The sequence below is a fragment of the Caldisericum sp. genome, assembly GCA_022759145.1.
Lineage (GTDB): Bacteria > Caldisericota > Caldisericia > Caldisericales > Caldisericaceae > Caldisericum.
Genome location: JAEMPV010000013.1, coordinates 1 through 16,241 on the forward strand (window position 1 = coordinate 1; position 16,241 = coordinate 16,241).

Annotated in this window: 17 protein-coding genes and 1 tRNA gene; 17 read left to right on the forward strand and 1 reads right to left on the reverse strand. The window is 35.8% G+C overall.

Going from position 1 to position 16,241, the window contains the following annotated elements:
• From minD to malQ, 7 genes are all read left to right on the forward strand, one after another.
• The coding region (gene minD, locus JHC30_00530) for a septum site-determining protein MinD (protein ID MCI4462646.1) at window positions 1-732 on the forward strand (732 nt) is incomplete at its 5' end.
• Window positions 729-977: a cell division topological specificity factor MinE gene (gene minE / locus JHC30_00535; protein ID MCI4462647.1), complete on the forward strand. Its 249-nt coding sequence runs from the start codon at window positions 729-731 to the stop codon at window positions 975-977. The genes minD and minE, both read left to right, overlap by 4 nt.
• Window positions 974-2,032, forward strand: coding sequence for a rod shape-determining protein RodA (locus JHC30_00540; GenBank protein MCI4462648.1), 1,059 nt, complete (start codon window positions 974-976; stop codon window positions 2,030-2,032). The genes minE and JHC30_00540 overlap by 4 nt, the downstream gene beginning before the upstream one ends.
• Window positions 2,029-3,825, forward strand: a complete 1,797-nt coding sequence (locus tag JHC30_00545) for a TIGR03960 family B12-binding radical SAM protein (GenBank protein ID MCI4462649.1) — start codon at window positions 2,029-2,031, stop codon at window positions 3,823-3,825. Before JHC30_00540 ends, JHC30_00545 begins: the two co-directional genes overlap by 4 nt.
• A 48-nt stretch (window positions 3,826-3,873) precedes the next feature.
• Window positions 3,874-3,949: transfer RNA gene (locus JHC30_00550), tRNA-Asn, on the forward strand.
• 220 nt (window positions 3,950-4,169) lie between these two features.
• Window positions 4,170-4,376 carry a hypothetical protein gene (locus tag JHC30_00555; GenBank protein MCI4462650.1) on the forward strand — a complete coding sequence of 69 codons (207 nt, stop codon included), beginning with the start codon at window positions 4,170-4,172 and terminating at the stop codon, window positions 4,374-4,376.
• Between the two features lie 106 nt (window positions 4,377-4,482).
• A complete protein-coding gene (malQ, locus tag JHC30_00560; protein MCI4462651.1) occupies window positions 4,483-5,970 on the forward strand; it encodes a 4-alpha-glucanotransferase in 1,488 nt (495 codons plus the stop codon).
• Window positions 5,971-5,972: 2 nt separating this feature from the next.
• Here the strand turns inward: malQ and JHC30_00565 are convergent, their stop codons facing one another.
• Window positions 5,973-7,010, reverse strand: a complete 1,038-nt coding sequence (locus JHC30_00565; protein ID MCI4462652.1) for a hypothetical protein — start codon at window positions 7,008-7,010, stop codon at window positions 5,973-5,975.
• A gap of 69 nt (window positions 7,011-7,079) precedes the next feature.
• On the opposite strand from JHC30_00565, the gene JHC30_00570 reads away from it, so the two are divergent.
• From JHC30_00570 to JHC30_00615, 10 genes are read left to right on the forward strand one after another with little or no spacing between them, the layout of a single operon-like run.
• On the forward strand, window positions 7,080-7,385 hold the full coding sequence (locus tag JHC30_00570) for a TIGR04076 family protein (protein MCI4462653.1): 306 nt from the start codon (window positions 7,080-7,082) through the stop codon (window positions 7,383-7,385).
• Window positions 7,386-7,388: 3 nt separating this feature from the next.
• On the forward strand, window positions 7,389-9,086 hold the full coding sequence (locus tag JHC30_00575; GenBank protein MCI4462654.1) for an ABC transporter permease subunit: 1,698 nt from the start codon (window positions 7,389-7,391) through the stop codon (window positions 9,084-9,086).
• Window positions 9,086-9,877 carry an ABC transporter ATP-binding protein gene (locus JHC30_00580; protein MCI4462655.1) on the forward strand — a complete coding sequence of 264 codons (792 nt, stop codon included), beginning with the start codon at window positions 9,086-9,088 and terminating at the stop codon, window positions 9,875-9,877. The genes JHC30_00575 and JHC30_00580 overlap by 1 nt, the downstream gene beginning before the upstream one ends.
• A complete protein-coding gene (locus JHC30_00585) occupies window positions 9,877-10,368 on the forward strand; it encodes an AAA-associated domain-containing protein (GenBank protein ID MCI4462656.1) in 492 nt (163 codons plus the stop codon). Before JHC30_00580 ends, JHC30_00585 begins: the two co-directional genes overlap by 1 nt.
• Window positions 10,365-10,766 carry a nucleoside-diphosphate kinase gene (ndk, locus tag JHC30_00590; protein MCI4462657.1) on the forward strand — a complete coding sequence of 134 codons (402 nt, stop codon included), beginning with the start codon at window positions 10,365-10,367 and terminating at the stop codon, window positions 10,764-10,766. The genes JHC30_00585 and ndk overlap by 4 nt, the downstream gene beginning before the upstream one ends.
• 3 nt (window positions 10,767-10,769) lie before the next feature.
• Entirely contained in the window at window positions 10,770-11,804 is a 1,035-nt protein-coding gene (locus JHC30_00595) for a hypothetical protein (protein ID MCI4462658.1), read from the forward strand.
• Window positions 11,791-12,807 carry a M42 family metallopeptidase gene (locus tag JHC30_00600; GenBank protein ID MCI4462659.1) on the forward strand — a complete coding sequence of 339 codons (1,017 nt, stop codon included), beginning with the start codon at window positions 11,791-11,793 and terminating at the stop codon, window positions 12,805-12,807. Before JHC30_00595 ends, JHC30_00600 begins: the two co-directional genes overlap by 14 nt.
• Before the next feature lie 10 nt (window positions 12,808-12,817).
• Complete coding sequence (locus JHC30_00605; protein ID MCI4462660.1) at window positions 12,818-13,810, forward strand: M20/M25/M40 family metallo-hydrolase; 993 nt, start codon at window positions 12,818-12,820, stop codon at window positions 13,808-13,810.
• Between the two features lie 13 nt (window positions 13,811-13,823).
• Window positions 13,824-15,710, forward strand: a complete 1,887-nt coding sequence (locus JHC30_00610; GenBank protein MCI4462661.1) for an aldehyde ferredoxin oxidoreductase family protein — start codon at window positions 13,824-13,826, stop codon at window positions 15,708-15,710.
• Window positions 15,711-15,713: 3 nt separating this feature from the next.
• Window positions 15,714-16,190, forward strand: coding sequence for a YfcE family phosphodiesterase (locus JHC30_00615; GenBank protein ID MCI4462662.1), 477 nt, complete (start codon window positions 15,714-15,716; stop codon window positions 16,188-16,190).
• Window positions 16,191-16,241: the final 51 nt, after the last annotated feature.

Here is a 16,241-nt window from a genome sequence, read left to right on the forward strand (position 1 = left end):
ACGGCTAATTTAGGTGCATCATTAGCAAAACTTGGGAAAAGTGTTGTTGTAATGGATATGGATATTGGATTACGGAATCTTGATGTCGTAATGGGGCTTGAGAACCGTGTTGTTTATAATGTTATGGACATAATAGAAGGGAGATGTAAGATTAACCAGGCGCTTGTAAGAGATAAGCACCTTGAAAATCTCTTTCTGCTGCCGGCATCCCAAATTCATAATAAGGATGATGTGGATATTGATAAGGTAGTAGACATAGTAACAACTCTTGAAGGTAGTTTTGATTACATACTTCTTGATTCTCCAGCAGGAATTGAGAAAGGTTTTGAATCATCAGTTGCGCCTGCAAAAGAGGCACTTATTGTTGCAACCCCAGATGTATCTTCGGTAAGGGATGCTGACAGAGTAGTTGGAATCATTGAAAGCAAAGGAATATTTTCTATAAGCCTTATTGTTAATCGATACGACCAGAGTTTGGTTTCAAAAAAGAAGATGCTTGATTTTGATAGCATAGTTGATATCTTGGGAATTGATGCAATTGGAGTTATCCCTGAGGATAAAAATATTATAGAAACTACTAACAGAGGTGAAATACTCGTAAATTATCTTCCTGGCTCCCCTGCAGCGAAGGAATTTGCTCTTATTGCACGTAGAATCGAAGGAGAAACAATACCTATTAAATTCGAGGAACCAAAAGGCTTTTTTGGAAACTTGTTTAGGAGAGAGTCATGAATCTTTTTAGGGAAAAGAGAAGTGCAAGCCAAATTGCAGAGGAAAGACTAAGGCTCGTTTTAATTCAGGACAGGCTTTCATTGTCTTCAAAGGAATTTGAAATGTTAAAGGAAGACATTATAAAGGTACTTTCAAAGTATTTTGATATAGAAGAAAACGAAATAAAAATAAACCTCGAAAGAACAAAAGAAAAGAATATTTTTGAAGCAATCGTTCCATTAATTTCCCAGAAGAAAGAAAAGTGAAAAAAGTCCCTTATTTATTAATTATATCGATAATTGTTCTTACTTTTTATTCGCTTACAGCGCTCTATGTAATTAGTTTTAAAAATTTTGTTCCTAAGGAACTTATATATGTTATTTTAGGTTTTGTTTTATTCTTTATAGTCTCTTCGATAAATTTTAGAATTTACAAGTTTTATGCTATCCCTCTTTATGTTTCAGTTCTTGTTTTGCTTTTAATTGTTCTTTTGATAGGTGCCGTAATTAATAGTTCAAAAAGGTGGATTAATATTTTTGGTCTTTTTACGATTCAACCGTCCGAATTTGCTAAGATATCACTAATAATAAGTTTTGCATGGATTTACGATAACAAAATTTGGAACTATTTTGAAAAATTTTTATATTCAACATTGTTACTTTTGCCTTATGTTGTAATTGTTTTCCTTCAACCAGATATGGGCACTTCTCTTGTTTTTGTTTTTATTTATTTCTTTTTTGTTCTTGTTTTCCTTCATTACAAGTATGCCTTAACGCTTACAGGGTTAGCATTATCCATGATCCCACTTTTGCCTAAAATTCTTAAGCCGTATCAAATTGAAAGAATATTAACTTTCTTTGACCCTTATAGAGACCCTTTAGGAAGTGGTTACAATGTTCTTCAATCAATAATTTCCTTAGGTTCTGGAAGATTGCTTGGGAAAGGTATTGAGGGAAGCACAATGTCAAAACTAAATTTTGTCCCAGTACAGTATGCTGATTTTATCCTTTCTGCAATTGGTGAAATATGGGGTTTTTTAGGTATCCTTGTAATTCTTCTTTGTTACATCTATATTTTGTATTTTTGTGTAAAAGCGGCATACTCTACAAAAAATATTTTTGGTAGGTCTATAGCACTTGGCGTATTTGCTATGTTCTTTTTTCAGATTCTTATTAATGCTGGTATGAATATGGGTATAATGCCTGTAACAGGAATCCCGTTGCCATTTTTGAGTTTTGGTGGAAGTTCTGCTCTTGTTAACTTTATTGCACTGGGGCTCATTGTAAGTGTGTATAATTATAAGGATGAGATAAACCTATGATAAAAGATTACGAACTTATAAAGTTTAAGAAACCTTATTACTACTTTGGAAACGAATTCAATAGTATCCATAAAGACACGTCAAATAGCCTTAAAGTTGCACTTGTTTATCCTGATACCTATGAAGTCGGAATGTCGTCTTTCGGATTTAAAATTCTTTACCATCTTGGCAATGAGTTAGATGGTGTTGTCGTTGAAAGAGCGTTTTTGCCACTTCCAGATTTAGAAGAGTATTTGCGTAAAAATTCAATTCCTTTGTTTTCACTTGAGTCGAGAATTCCCTTAGACGAGTTTGACTTTATAGGTTTCTCCGTTCAAACGGGACTTGACTATACCAATATTCTTAATATCCTTGATCTTTCAAAAATTCCATTGCATTCTGAAAAAAGAGAATCTCCTATTATTTTTATGGGCGGGACGTCTGCCTATAACCCTGAGCCTCTTTCTAAGTTTATTGATTTTTTTGTGCTGGGAGAAGGGGAAGAATCATTCGTAAAAATTCTTGAACTTGGCAGAAATGTAAGAAATAAGGAGGAATTTCTAAGGGAAGTTTCCAAAATAAAAGGCGTATATGTGCCAAAGTTTTTCGAATTTGAGAAACAAGGGAATTTTATAGTTGAGAAAAACGGTAAAAAGGTTGTAAAGGATGTGATAAGGGATTTTGAACATTCCTATTTCCCCACTAAACCTATTGTTCCCCTTGGAAGTATAATAATGGACAAGGCGTATGTTGAAATTTTCAGAGGTTGTACCCGTGGTTGCAGGTTTTGTGAGGCAGGCGTTGTTTATAGACCTGTTAGAGAAAGAAGTATTGAAACTATAGAAAAATATGCTTATGAGGTTCTGAAAAACACTGGTTACGAAGAAATAACTTTTCTTTCTCTTAGTACAAATGACTATTCTAATATGAGCGGACTAATAAATCTTATTAAAAAACTGACAAAGGATTTTAATGTCTCAGTATCATTACCCTCTTTGAGGATAGACAAATTCACAAGAGAATTAGGTGAAGCAATTCTTGAGCAAAAAGTCCATAGTCTTACCTTTGCAATAGAGGCTGCAACTCCAAGGCTAAGAAGGGTAATAAACAAAACTATTTCAAACGAGGAGATCCTTGAAGTTGTTAAAACAGCAGTGTCTCTTGGATTCCATACCCTTAAATTTTATTACATTATAGGGCTTCCTACTGAAACTCTGGATGATGTCCTTGAAATTCCCAAACTAACAAAAGAAATGCTTAAATTAGGTGAATCGGTAAAAACTTTTAAGAAACCATTTGAAATTCATCTTAGCATAAATCCCTTTATGCCCCAGCCAAATACACCTTTTCAGTGGGCACGCTACGAAAGTATTGAATCTCTTGAAGAAAAGAAGAAAATCTTACTTAAGGAACTTAGAATGAGAAATGTGAAAGTTGATTTTTCTGATTTTAAGATGAGTGCGCTTGAGGTAATTCTTGATAGAGGCGACAGAGCGCTTTCTAATGTGATAGAGAGGGCATTTAAACTTGGTGCAAAGATGGATGCCTGGAGCGAGTATTTTAATTTTGACATATGGAAGAAAGCCTTTGATGAGGAAGGAGTTTCGATGGAAGCATACCTCAATGAAGTTCCTCTTGATGCTAAACTTCCGTGGGAACACATCGATACAGGAGTTTCAAAAAATTTCCTGTTAAGAGAATACAAGAATGCTATAAACGAAGTAATTACTGAGGATTGTCGAAACGTAAATTGTGCAGGTTGTGGAATAAATATCCCTCTTTTCTGTCCTGTTCTTGAGAGAAAAAAAGGCTAACCTCTTGACAAAAAGCAAAAATTTGCTATTCTATATAGCGAGACGGGTTCCCCGTTAGCTCAACCGGCAGAGCGGGTGGCTGTTAACCACTAGGTTGTAGGTTCGAGTCCTACACGGGGAGCCATTTTTATTTTCATGTTTTTAGTCATTAACTAATTATAATCTGACTAATAATTGACCAAAGAGACTACTGCGATCTTTGAGGCAACATTTTTGATAATATACCTCACTTAAATAGACTTTACAGGTCTTTTATGAGAAGTATTTTTTAGTGATAAGATATGGCAGATTTTTCAAAGGTTCGGAAGTATTAGCCCCAGCATAAAGTTTCTAACATTATAGAAATGATAAGAAATAGTTTTAAAAAGACAAAAGTTTGTAAGGAACCTTTTAATGTTCTTGTTGTGATAACTTATACAACCTCGGGCATTAGTTACTATACTGCAAGAAAATGTGCCTCAATGGGTGCAAGATTCCTAATGATAAACCGAAATCTTGAAAAAACTGAGAAACTTATCGAAGAAATAAAAAGAGATTTGGAACTGAGGTAAAGATGCACTAAGCAAATCTACCAAAAATAGAACTTAAATTCTTTGCGCTTTTCTCTTTTTGCTGTAAAATTACCTTGCGTAAATTTATGGTTTAAGGAGTTTTATTATGGAAAAACAAAAAATACGTAAAAGCGGAGTGTTAATGCATATTACAAGTTTACCGAGCAAATATGGCATTGGTGATTTAGGATATACAGCAAAGAACTTCATTAATTTACTAAAAAAATCTAATCAAAAACTATTTCAGATTTTACCCATAGGGCCAACTGAGCCTTTCTTTGATAATTCTCCGTATCACTCTGTTTCTGCGTTTGCAATTAATCCTCTCTTTATAAGTATTGAAAAACTTGTAGATTCTGGATTATTAAAGGGTGATTTGTCTAAGTACGAAATTGAGGAGTCTAATACCGTAGATTTTGAGAAGGTAATTGAAAATAAATTTGATGCTTTTAGAGAATCCTACGAAAATTTTAAAGATAGCAATGAATTTGAGTCATTTTGTGCTGAAAATTCTTTTTGGCTTGAGGACTTTGCCCTTTTTATGGCTTTGAAAAGAAGGTTTGGCAATGTTGGATGGTTTGATTGGCCTTCTGAATTTAAAAATAGAGATACAGCGGCTCTCAATCTTGCAAAAGAAACATTAAAAGAAGATATTCGCTTTGTAAAGTTTCTACAATTTGTTGCATACGGACAGTTTATGGAAATGAAAAAGTATGCAAATGATTTAGGTATAGATTTGATAGGAGATCTCCCAATATATGTTGATCTCGATAGCCCTGATGTGTGGGCAAATAGAGAACTTTTCAACTTGAATGAGTATGGATTGCCAGTAAAGGTTGCAGGTGTTCCACCAGATTACTTTAATGAAAATGGGCAACTCTGGGGAAATCCTGTATATAACTGGGATAAGCACAAGGAAACAGGCTTTAATTGGTGGGTTAGAAGAATTGCGCATTTGCTGAAATTTGTTGATATCATAAGAATTGACCACTTTAGAGGTTTTGTTGCCTATTATGCAATTGATGCAGGAAGGGAAAATGCAAAAGAAGGCGAATGGATTAAAGTACCTGTTTATGAATTTTTCGATACCATAAAAGCGAATTTTCCAGAAATGCCTTTCATAGCAGAAGATCTTGGCTTAATTACCGAAGATGTTGTTGAAGTGATTGAGCATTATAAAATTCCCAATATGAGGATCCTAATGTTTGCTTTTGATGGCTCGCCTGAAAATGGATATCTTCCTCATAATTACAAAAATCCGACAGTTGTTTATACAGGCACTCATGATCATAATACTGCTATTGGATGGTTTAAATTTGAACTGCCAAATGATGGTAAAGCCTATCTTGAAAAATACATAGGGAAAACGCCTACGTTAGAGACCATAAACTTTGATTTGATAAGGCTTGCTCACTCTTCTATAGCACAATACTCTATTATCCCTGTGCAAGATGTTCTTGGGCTTAACGAAAATTATAGGATGAATACGCCAGGAACTGCAAAAGGCAATTGGAGATTTAAACTCAAATTTAGCGATATAGATGAGGATAAATTCAGCCAGCTAAAAGACCTTACAGATACTTACGGAAGATAGTTTTATTTTGCAAAGTCCCAGAAAAAAACCTCTCTTAATTTGTCTATTATTTCAGGAGAGCTTAGTATAATTCCAACCTCTCTGTTATTATCAAGTGAATTTGTTGAGAGATTTTCCGACCCTACAAAGGCATATTTTCTATCTACAACTATCGCTTTTGCGTGGATATATGGGCTTGTGATGTATTTTATATCTATGCCGTATCTTTTAAGTTCGCTTATAGCAGCTTCGTTATCTTTTACATTTTGTGGATCCGCTATTATAATTTTCACATCTGCCCCAAAGGCTCTTCTCTTTTTAAGAATGTCCATAATTTCGGGATCCTGAATTTCTTCAGCGTAAATGAGTATTTCTCCTGTTGCGCTCTTTAAAAGACTTTCTAACTTTTGTCTTGAATTTTCAGGACTCACAACAAGTGGTGTTCCTTCGGTCGGATTGTATGGTGCCCTTTTCCAGTCCGCTTCAAATATCTTAGAAAGTTCTTTTACAATGTTTTCATCGTTAACTATTACGCCAAACTCTCTATTTTTTGTGAATGCGGATTTCGTTAAGTTAAGAGTCATTATGTAGCCTGTTCGATTGTCGATGATCATAAATTTCGAATGGGTAAAATTGTATGCTTTGTTGTTCCATTTGTTTTCGATGCCGTAGTATGAAAGTTTGTCTTTGGTTTCTTTGTTTGCGCTGTACCCACCATATGGATTTTCTTCAAGGATTACGCGAATCCTAACTCCTCTCTTTTTAGCACTTACAAGTTCTTGAAGGATATCTGAATCCGAGAATGTGTATACTTCAATATCTATGGATGATTTAGCATTTTTTATGCCATCTAAAACGGGAGTTTTTCCCATATCTGGTGTGTAAAATAAACTAACTGTTCCGTCAAATGACTGAATTGGCGCTATGGTGTGCGGTGGAAACAGCTTGTAATAAACAAAAAGAAGCACAACAAACAAAATAGAAATAATTACATTATAGATATAAGCCTTCTTGCCGAGCACTTTTTCTTTAACTTTTGAGTCGATATTATCTTTCTTCATACCTGAATTATACATAAAATTAGACTTTTTGTGTTTGAAAAAAGGTATTTTTTGATAAAATAAAATGATATGGCAATATACAAGATAAAAATAAGGGTTGTTGAGGTAAGAGGCACTTGTGCAGCAAACCTAAAGGTTGGAGACGAGTTTGAAATTAACGAAAATGGCCAGCCTGTTCCAATTAGTTTTTGCGGTTGGGCTTTTGTCTCACTTTGGCCGTTTATAACGCCATTAAGATATGGTGGCAAGTTGCCCTGGGAGAAAGACGAAAATAAGGCTTATGTTTCCTGTCCTGACCCTTATAACACTGTTGTTTTCGAAATAATAAGAGAAACAGAAGAAAAATTTGATGAGGAAAATCCACCGGCATTTTAAAAGATGAAAGAGAAACGTTCATTAACACAAGTCATTTTGCAACTTGCAATAATTCTCCTTCTTGTAGGAGTCGTATATGGTTTCTATCGAAATCAAATAAATGTAGCAGGATATGTTGAAGATTTAAAGGTTTCAGCACTTCCATCCTATATTTTTAGGTCATTAGTAAGAATGTTTTCTGCATATCTGTTGTCGCTTCTTTTCTCTTTTACTTATGGTTATCTTGCGGCAACAAGCCCAAGACGTGAAGCAATAATGATACCAATTCTCGATATTTTGCAGTCAGTTCCTATATTAGGGTTTTTCCCTGTTGCAATTGCATTCTTTATTTCTCTTTTTCCACACTCAATTATTGGTGTTGAACTTGCAGCAATATTTTTAATCTTTACATCTCAATCGTGGAATATAGCATTTGGTGTTTACGAAAGCATAAAAGGCATTCCAAAGGATATACAGGAGGCGTATGAGTTCTTTGATCCCCTTAGAGTTTTGGAACTGAAGAGGTTATATATTCCTGCATCAATTCCAAAAATAATTTCCAATAGTATTGTTTCCTGGTCAAACGGTTGGTATTTTCTTGTTGCATCTGAAATATTTGCGGTTGGCGAAAAATCGTTCAGACTTCCTGGAATTGGAAGTTTTATCCTCGTTTCTGCAACGGAAAATAAAATTGGACTTGTATTGCTTGGCATTCTTGCACTTGCTGTAACGATTCTCTTCCTTGATATGTTTATGTGGCGTCCTCTAAATCAGTGGGCAAGGAAATTTAGATATTCGATAAGCCCTGGAGAAGAAGAGGAGAAGGAAGTTTTAGATATAGTAATTCTCTTTTGGGATTTTATAGGCACCATCATAAACTTTTTGAAAAAACCATTTGAAAACATAGAGTTTGAAAGGCTAAATCTTAGGCGCTATTTCAAATCGAGGATATTTACAGTAATAGAAAAAATTGTAAAATATGCCTTTGTTGCTGTATCAACTGCCGCCTTGCTATTCTTTGCCTTTTATACTGTTAAGGGAATATATAACATAGTCATTACTTTTAAACTTTCATACATTTTGACAGTATTAAAAGCACTTTTCTTCTCTACGCTAAGAGTATTTTCCTCTTATGTTGTTGCAGTTTTATGGACTGTCCCAACAGCAATTTTTTTGTACAACAGGAAAAAGATTGCAAATTTCGTTTTGCCTATTTTCCAAATTTTATCCTCAATACCAGCAATTTCCTTCTTCCCGCTATTACTATTCTTTCTTTTGAGGTTTAAATTTGGTCTTGAACTTGCATCTATAATTCTTATTCTTACGGGTATGCAGTGGTATATCTTTTTCCTTGTCTTAGGTGGCTTAAAGGCTATTCCTAACGACCTTCTTGAAGTTGTTGATTCTTATGGTGTGAAAGGAACTTTAAGGCTTAAAAGGTTACTTATTCCTGCAATGCTACCGTCTTTTTTGACTGGAACTATTACTGCTATGGGTGGTGCTTGGAATGCACTTGTAGTTGCTGAATACATAGATATAAAAGGACATCCTTTTTCAGTTCAGGGGATTGGAGCACTATTGAATACTTCTCTCGCCAATAACGAAAAAGCACTTTTTACTCTTGCCCTTGTAAGCCTTGTATTGATGGTCTACTCGATTAACCACTTTGTTTATCGTCCTCTTTATGATAAAATCCTTGATAGATATAAGATGGAGGCATAATGGAACTCTTGAGTGTCAGGAATGTTTATCAGACATTCCCTCTAAAAAATAAAGAAGTTGTTATACTTGAGGACATAAGTTTTGATATAAGTGAGAATGAATTTGTAAGCCTTGTTGGTCCATCTGGTTGTGGCAAGAGCACACTCTTAAGAATTATTGCTGGCCTTTTGAAACCAACATCAGGAAGTGTTTTCTTCAGAGGCGAGGAAATCAAAGGAATAAATCCCTATACAAGCATGGTATTTCAGACATTTGGTTTGTTACCCTGGCTCGATGTTACTGAGAATATAACCCTGGGACTTGAAGCAAGAGGAGTTCCTCTTAAGGAAAGATTGAAAAAGGCTTTTAAATACATTGATATGGTGGGTTTGGAAGGTTTTGAAGAAGCATACCCAAGAGAACTCTCTGGTGGAATGAAACAAAGAGTTGGTATAGCAAGAGCGCTTATTATGGAACCAGAATTACTTCTTATGGATGAGCCTTTCTCTGCACTTGATGCATTAACTGCAGAAAACCTCCGTTCAGAAATTTTGGATTTATGGGAGTCTAAAAAGTTGTCTCTTAAATCGATTCTTCTTGTGACTCATAACATAGAAGAAGCTGTATATCTTTCTGATAGAATTATTATTCTTTCTACGCATCCGGGCAAGATTATTGCTGATGTATCCATTGATTTACCACGTCCCCGTGACAGAGAAAGCAAGGAATTTTACAGTGTTTATGATAAAATATATTCAATGATACTTGGTTCAAGTTTAAGTAAGGAGGTGAATCCCGGAAAGGGAAAATGATGGATGACATATCGCCATTGCCGTATGTAGAAGTAGGAAAACTTATTGGTTTGTTAGTCTATTTGGATGACTCGGATGGAAAAGTTGACATTTACATGATTCCAGAGGACATTGAAATTGAAGCAGATGAACTAATCTCTCTTCTAAAACTTGCACAAATGATGAATTTTGTTGAAGTTAAAGAAGGAGATGTATTCCTAACAGATTTGGGAAGGGATCTTGTTGAAGGTGACGAAAATAAACGAAAAATCATTTTTAAGGATTCACTAAAGAAATTACCTATTTTTAAGAAGGTAATTAACATTCTCATAAAGTCCAAAGATAACTCTATTGATAAAGAAGATCTTCTTGAAATTCTTCAAGAGGAGATGTCCGAGTCTGATGCAGAAGAAACTTTAAAGAGTATAATCGAACTTGGAAGATATGCGGAATTAATAGGGTATAATCCCGAAGATAAAGAGGTGTATCTTGATAAACTGGAGGAAATATGATTGAAGAAACCTTCGTAATGATTAAGCCAGACGGAGTTAAGAGAGGGCTAATTGGAGAAATCATTTCCCGGTTTGAGAGGAAATTATTAACTATTGCCGATTTGAAGATGTTAACGCTTTCAAGAGAGTTGGCAGAGGAACTTTATGCACAACATAAGGGGAGAGATTACTTTGAAAAACTCATAAATTATTCAATTTCTGGTCCTGTTGTTGTTATGAAGATTGTGGGAGAAAGTGCAATACTCAATTGTAGAATTCTTGTGGGTGATACATATCCCGAGAAGAGATTGCCCGGAAGTATTAGAGGTGATTTTTCACCGTATCTAACCGAGAATGTTGTGCATGCCTCATCAAGCAGAGAGGATGCCGAACGAGAACTTAAAATCTTTTTCGGGTGATGTATGGACGAATCTCTTATAAAGGCTTTATCGGAAAGTTTTGCTCCAACTGGCAATGAGAAATCTATATATCCGATAATAGAGAAAGAATTAAAAGGCTATGTTGATGATGTAAGGATTCACGATAAAAGTAATTCTATTGTTGCTTTTAAAAAAGGGAGTGGTAAATGTACCTTAATGCTTGAGGCACATGTTGATGAAGTTTTTATGGTTGTCTCAAGTATTGAGAAAAATGGTTTTGTTAAGATTACCGCACGTTCTATCGACTCTAAAATTTTACCAGGTTCGAAGGTAATTATCCACGGAAAAAGAAAAATTAAAGGAGTTATTGGTATAAAACCGTATCATCTTGTAAAGTCAGGTGAAGAGAACAGCGCGCTTTCATTCGATAGACTTTTTGTGGATACAGGACTTTTAGAAACCGAGGTTAAAGAGTTGGTATCGGTAGGTGATTATGTTACTTTTGAACCACAATTCGATAAAGTAGGTAATTATTATATCGGTAAGTCGATTGACAACAGACTTGGCGTCTATGCACTTATAGAAACTTTAAAATCTCTTAAGAATATAAAACACCAGGTTAATGTGTATGCATTATTTTCTTCTCAGGAGGAATTAACAGGCTTAGGTGCTATTACTTCAACTTACTCAATATTCCCGGATGTTGCTATTGCAGTCGATGTAACGTTTGCAACACAATATCGAGTTTCATCTGATGATGGGTTTGAGTTAGGAAAAGGTCCTGCGATATTCTTTGGCATTTCCGTTAACAGAGAACTTACAAATCGACTTGCCTCTATTGCTGATAAATACGGTATACCGTATGGGAAAGAAGTTTCTGTCCTTTCTTCAACCAATGCTGACAAGATTAGCCTTGTGAGGTCTTCTATTCCTACTGCTTTGGTTAGCATACCTATAAGGTATATGCATACGCCTGTGGAGATGTTTGATCCGTTTGATGTTGATAAGACTGTTCAATTATTAAAACTATTTATAGAAGAATTTGAACCCTTGGGTGATCAAAATGGCGAATATTGAACTTATTAAAGCATTAAGTAATGCTTACGGAGTTTCTGGATTTGAAGATGAAGTTATAGAAATTCTCAAAAGCGAGATAAAGGGATATGTTGACAGTTTCGAAGTTGACGGTCTTAAGAACCTTATTGCTATAAAGAATCTTGATTCTCCGAAACCGAAGGTTATGCTCAATGCCCATATGGACGAGGTGGGGCTTCTTGTAAAAGGTTTTACTAACGATGGGTTTGTAAAATTTACCAAAGTCGGAGGAATAGACGACAGAGTTCTTTTAGGAAAAAGGGTTGTTATTGGTAAAAACAAAGTCAAAGGTATTGTTGCAGTTAAGCCAATACACTTACAAGAAGCAAACGAACGAAAGACTGTTGAGAGTGCAAGGGATATGGTTATTGATGTTGGTGCAAAATCAAAAGAAGAGGTTCAAAAAATTGTAAATATTGGTGACTTTATAGGATTTAATGTTTCTTTTGAGTCTCTCTCAGACGACACTTACATTGGCAAAGCGTTTGACGATAGGCTCGGTTGTGCTCTTGTTTCTGAAATTATTAAGGAGAAGTTCAATTTTCCTTTAATTGGGCTTTTTTCTTCTCAAGAGGAAGTTGGACTGCGTGGTGCAACCGTTGGGGCTTTTAAATATACACCGGATATTTCTATTACTCTTGAAGGTACAATCTCTGCAGATTTCCCTGATGTTAGCGAACATGAGAAGTGCACAACACTTGGAAATGGTCCCGTAATAACAATAAAGGACAATTCAGTGATAACTGACCATAAATTAAGAGAAAAACTTGTAAAGATAGCAGAGCGCCTTAAAATACCTTATCAATTTAAACAGGTTTTTGTTGGAGGAACCGACTCTTCACGAATACAACTCACAAAAAGTGGTGTAAAAGTTCTTGTCGTTGCCGTTCCTGTAAGATATATTCATTCTCCGGTCTCACTATTTAAGTTATCGGATTACGAGAATACGAAGAAATTGATAATTGAATTTTTGAAGTCGCTATAAAGGGGGTAACATGGAAGATATTTTAGAAAAACTTGTGAAGGCATTTGGACCTTCATCAAAGGAAGAAAAGGTAAAAGGCGTTGTAAAGGAAGAATTAAAGAAGTGTGACTGTGAAATTAACGAAGATAAATTTGGAAATCTTGTTGTACATATTCCTCATGATGGACCAAAACTGATGCTTGCATCACATCTTGATAGTATTGGATTTATTGTAACCGACATAGACAAAAACGGTTTGATAAGATTTACTTCAATTGGTGGTTTGCGTGCTACTTTTTTATTAGGAAGCCGTGTGTTGTTTGAAAATGGCATTGTGGGAACAGTTTATCACGATGATAAGGATAATCCCTGGGAACCGAAAGAGCTTAAGGTTGAGAAATTTTTTATTGATATTGGAGCAAAGAGTAAGAAGGAAGCGCAGGCTCTAATCAATATTGGAACAGAAGGGATTTTTTATCCTCTTTATAGCCAAAATGGAGATAGAGTAATTTCTCCATCACTTGACGATAGGTCTGGATGCGCCGTTCTTATAGAACTCGTTAAGAATGTGAAGAAGAAAAACTTAAAATATGACCTCTATGTTGTATTCACTGTTCAAGAAGAAATTGGAGTAAAAGGTGCGAGGACTTCCACATACGAGATAACGCCTGATTTTGGAATTGCAGTGGATGTAACAAGTGCTTTAGATTACACTGATCCTCATCTTAACGCACTTGAACTTGGTAAAGGTCCTGCGATTAAAGTTATGGATGGAGGAATGATTACCAATATTGAACTTAGAAATGAGTTAATTGAAGTTTCAAAGAAAAACAAAATCCCTTACCAACTTGAAGTTATTACTGGTGGAACAACAGATGCCTTTGCAATGCAGATAACAAAAGAAGGAGTAAAAACTGCAGCGGTATCAATTCCTACTCGTTATATTCATACTCAAGGTGAGGTAGTTGATTTAAATGACCTTAAAAATGCGGTGTCATTAATAAAGAGTTTTATTGAAAAATAAAGGAGGTGGAAAAATGCAAGGAGTATTTGGTAAGTACCTTGAAGTCGACTTAACAAACGGTAATGTCGAGGTAAAAACTCTTCCTGAAGAGGTTTATGTTAAGTACCTTGGTGGGCTTGGTCTTGCAACAAGACTACTTTTTGATTACACGCAACCTCATTTGGATCCACTTTCGGAAGAGAATGTGCTTGTTATTGCACCAGGCTTACTTGTAGGAACTGGACTTCCGACTGCATCAAAAACTGCCCTTACTTTTAAGTCTCCATTAACAAATGCATTTGGAAGAAGCATTGCAGGCGCTTATCTTGGTGTTGCTCTCAAAAAGGCTGGTTACGATGCGCTTGTTGTTAAAGGAAAAAGCGTAAAACCTGTATATCTTTTGATTGAAGACGACAAAGTAGAACTGAAGGATGCATCAAATCTTTGGGGTAAAGATGCAATCGAGACTCAGGAGATTTTAAAAAATGAGCATGGTAATGTGAACACTTGCGCTATTGGATACTCTGGTGAAATGCTTTCAAAGATTTCAGGAATTGATTTTGAAGAGCGTCAGGCAGCACGTGCTGGTGGTGGCGCTGTAATGGGTAGCAAAATGCTTAAGGCAATTGCTGTTAAAGGGACCAAAGATATTCCTGTTGCAAGTTCTGAAAAACTCAAAGAAGCAATAAAAAAGTGGAATGGAAAAATTATAGGAAGCGAAGTTGCGAAATTAGATATGGCATATGGTTCAGGTGAGTTTTATGAGTGGGTAAACAAAGAGATTGGTGTATTCCCTGTGAAGAACTGGCAGCAAAGTTACTTTGAAGACAGTTTTAAAGCACATCCCGATGGGAAATCACACCTTGACCCCTATTACTGGTCTCCAAAATATACAGAAAAGTTACATCCGTGTCCGAACTGTAATAAGCCTTGCGGAAGGCACATAGTTATTAAGGAAGGAAAATACGCAGGATTGAGAGTTGAAGGTGTTGAATACGAGCTATTATACTCATTGGGCGGAGTTCTTGGCATAGAGGATATTGAGGTAACGGCAAAGTTAAACGAAATCTGTGATAGAGCGGGTCTTGACGGAATTTCTGCAGGCGTTACACTTGCCTGGGCAATGGAAGCATACGAGAAAGGATTGCTCACTAAAGAAGATACCGATGGTCTTGATTTGAGGTTTGGCAACGGAGATGCTGCAGTTGCTGCAATGGAAAAACTCGCAAAAAGAGAAGGAAAACTTGGCGAACTTCTGTTCAATGGTGTTAAGGAAGCCTCACAAAAACTCGGTAAGGATTCTTACAAATTTGCGCTTGAAGTAAAGGGCTTAGAGCCACCTGCTTACGATGTTAGAGGTTTAAAGGGAATGGCTCTTGCAATTGCCGTTTCTGTAAGAGGAGCATGCCATTTGACAGGTGGTATCTATGCACCAGAACTAACCGGCAAGTTCTGGAAATTATCAAATGTTGATAGACTTTCTACAAACTGGAAAGGCTATGAGGTTAAAACCGGCGAAGACTTTATGACCGTTTACGATACGATTGGAATGTGTAAGTTCTCAAGAAGTCTTTTCTGGCTTGAAGATGAAATGTTAGAAGGAATAGAAGCAGTTACGGGTATAAAAATGGGTGTTGATTGGATAATGACAATCGGTGAGCGTATATACAATCTCCAAAAACTCTTCAATGTAAGAGAAGGATTTGGGAGAAAAGATGACTATCTTCCTTATAGAGTTACTCATGACCCTATCTCAAATGGCGTAAGCAAAGGGCATTATGTTACCGAGGAAGAACTTCAGAAGATGCTTGACGAATACTATATGGCAAGGGGATGGTCTAAGGAAGGAATACCCACAAAGATGCATTTAAAGAGACTTGGACTTGGTAAGGAATCTGAGGAGTTTGGTGCACCTATTTAAAAGATGATTAAGATACTTGTTGTTTCTGATATCCATTTTCCAGATAGAATATCAGTAATTCCTGATTTAAGCGCATATGTAAAGGATGTGAATGCGATTTTTGCATTGGGTGATTTTACTTCTATTGAAGTTCTAAATTACTTAAATTCATTTAAAAAGGTTGTTTATGCAGTTTTTGGAAATATGGACGAACCTTTGATAAAAGAACATCTTAAAGATAAGATTAGTGTGGAGATAGGTGGCTTAAGAGTATGTCTTACGCATGGTAGCGGCGGACCAAAAGGTATTGAAGAGAGGATTAAAGCAAGTTTTGAAAAGCATTGCGATGCTTATGTTTTCGGGCATACGCATCAACCTATGAATAAGTATATTAATGAATCGCTGTTTTTTAATCCCGGTTCTCTTGCAATACAAATGCCCAGTTTAGGTTTCCTTTTTGTAGAGGATGGAAATATCTGGGGAGATATTGTTTATTTATGAAGATGTTGTAAAATAAAATAAGGAGGCGAATATGGTTGAAGGAAAACCAGC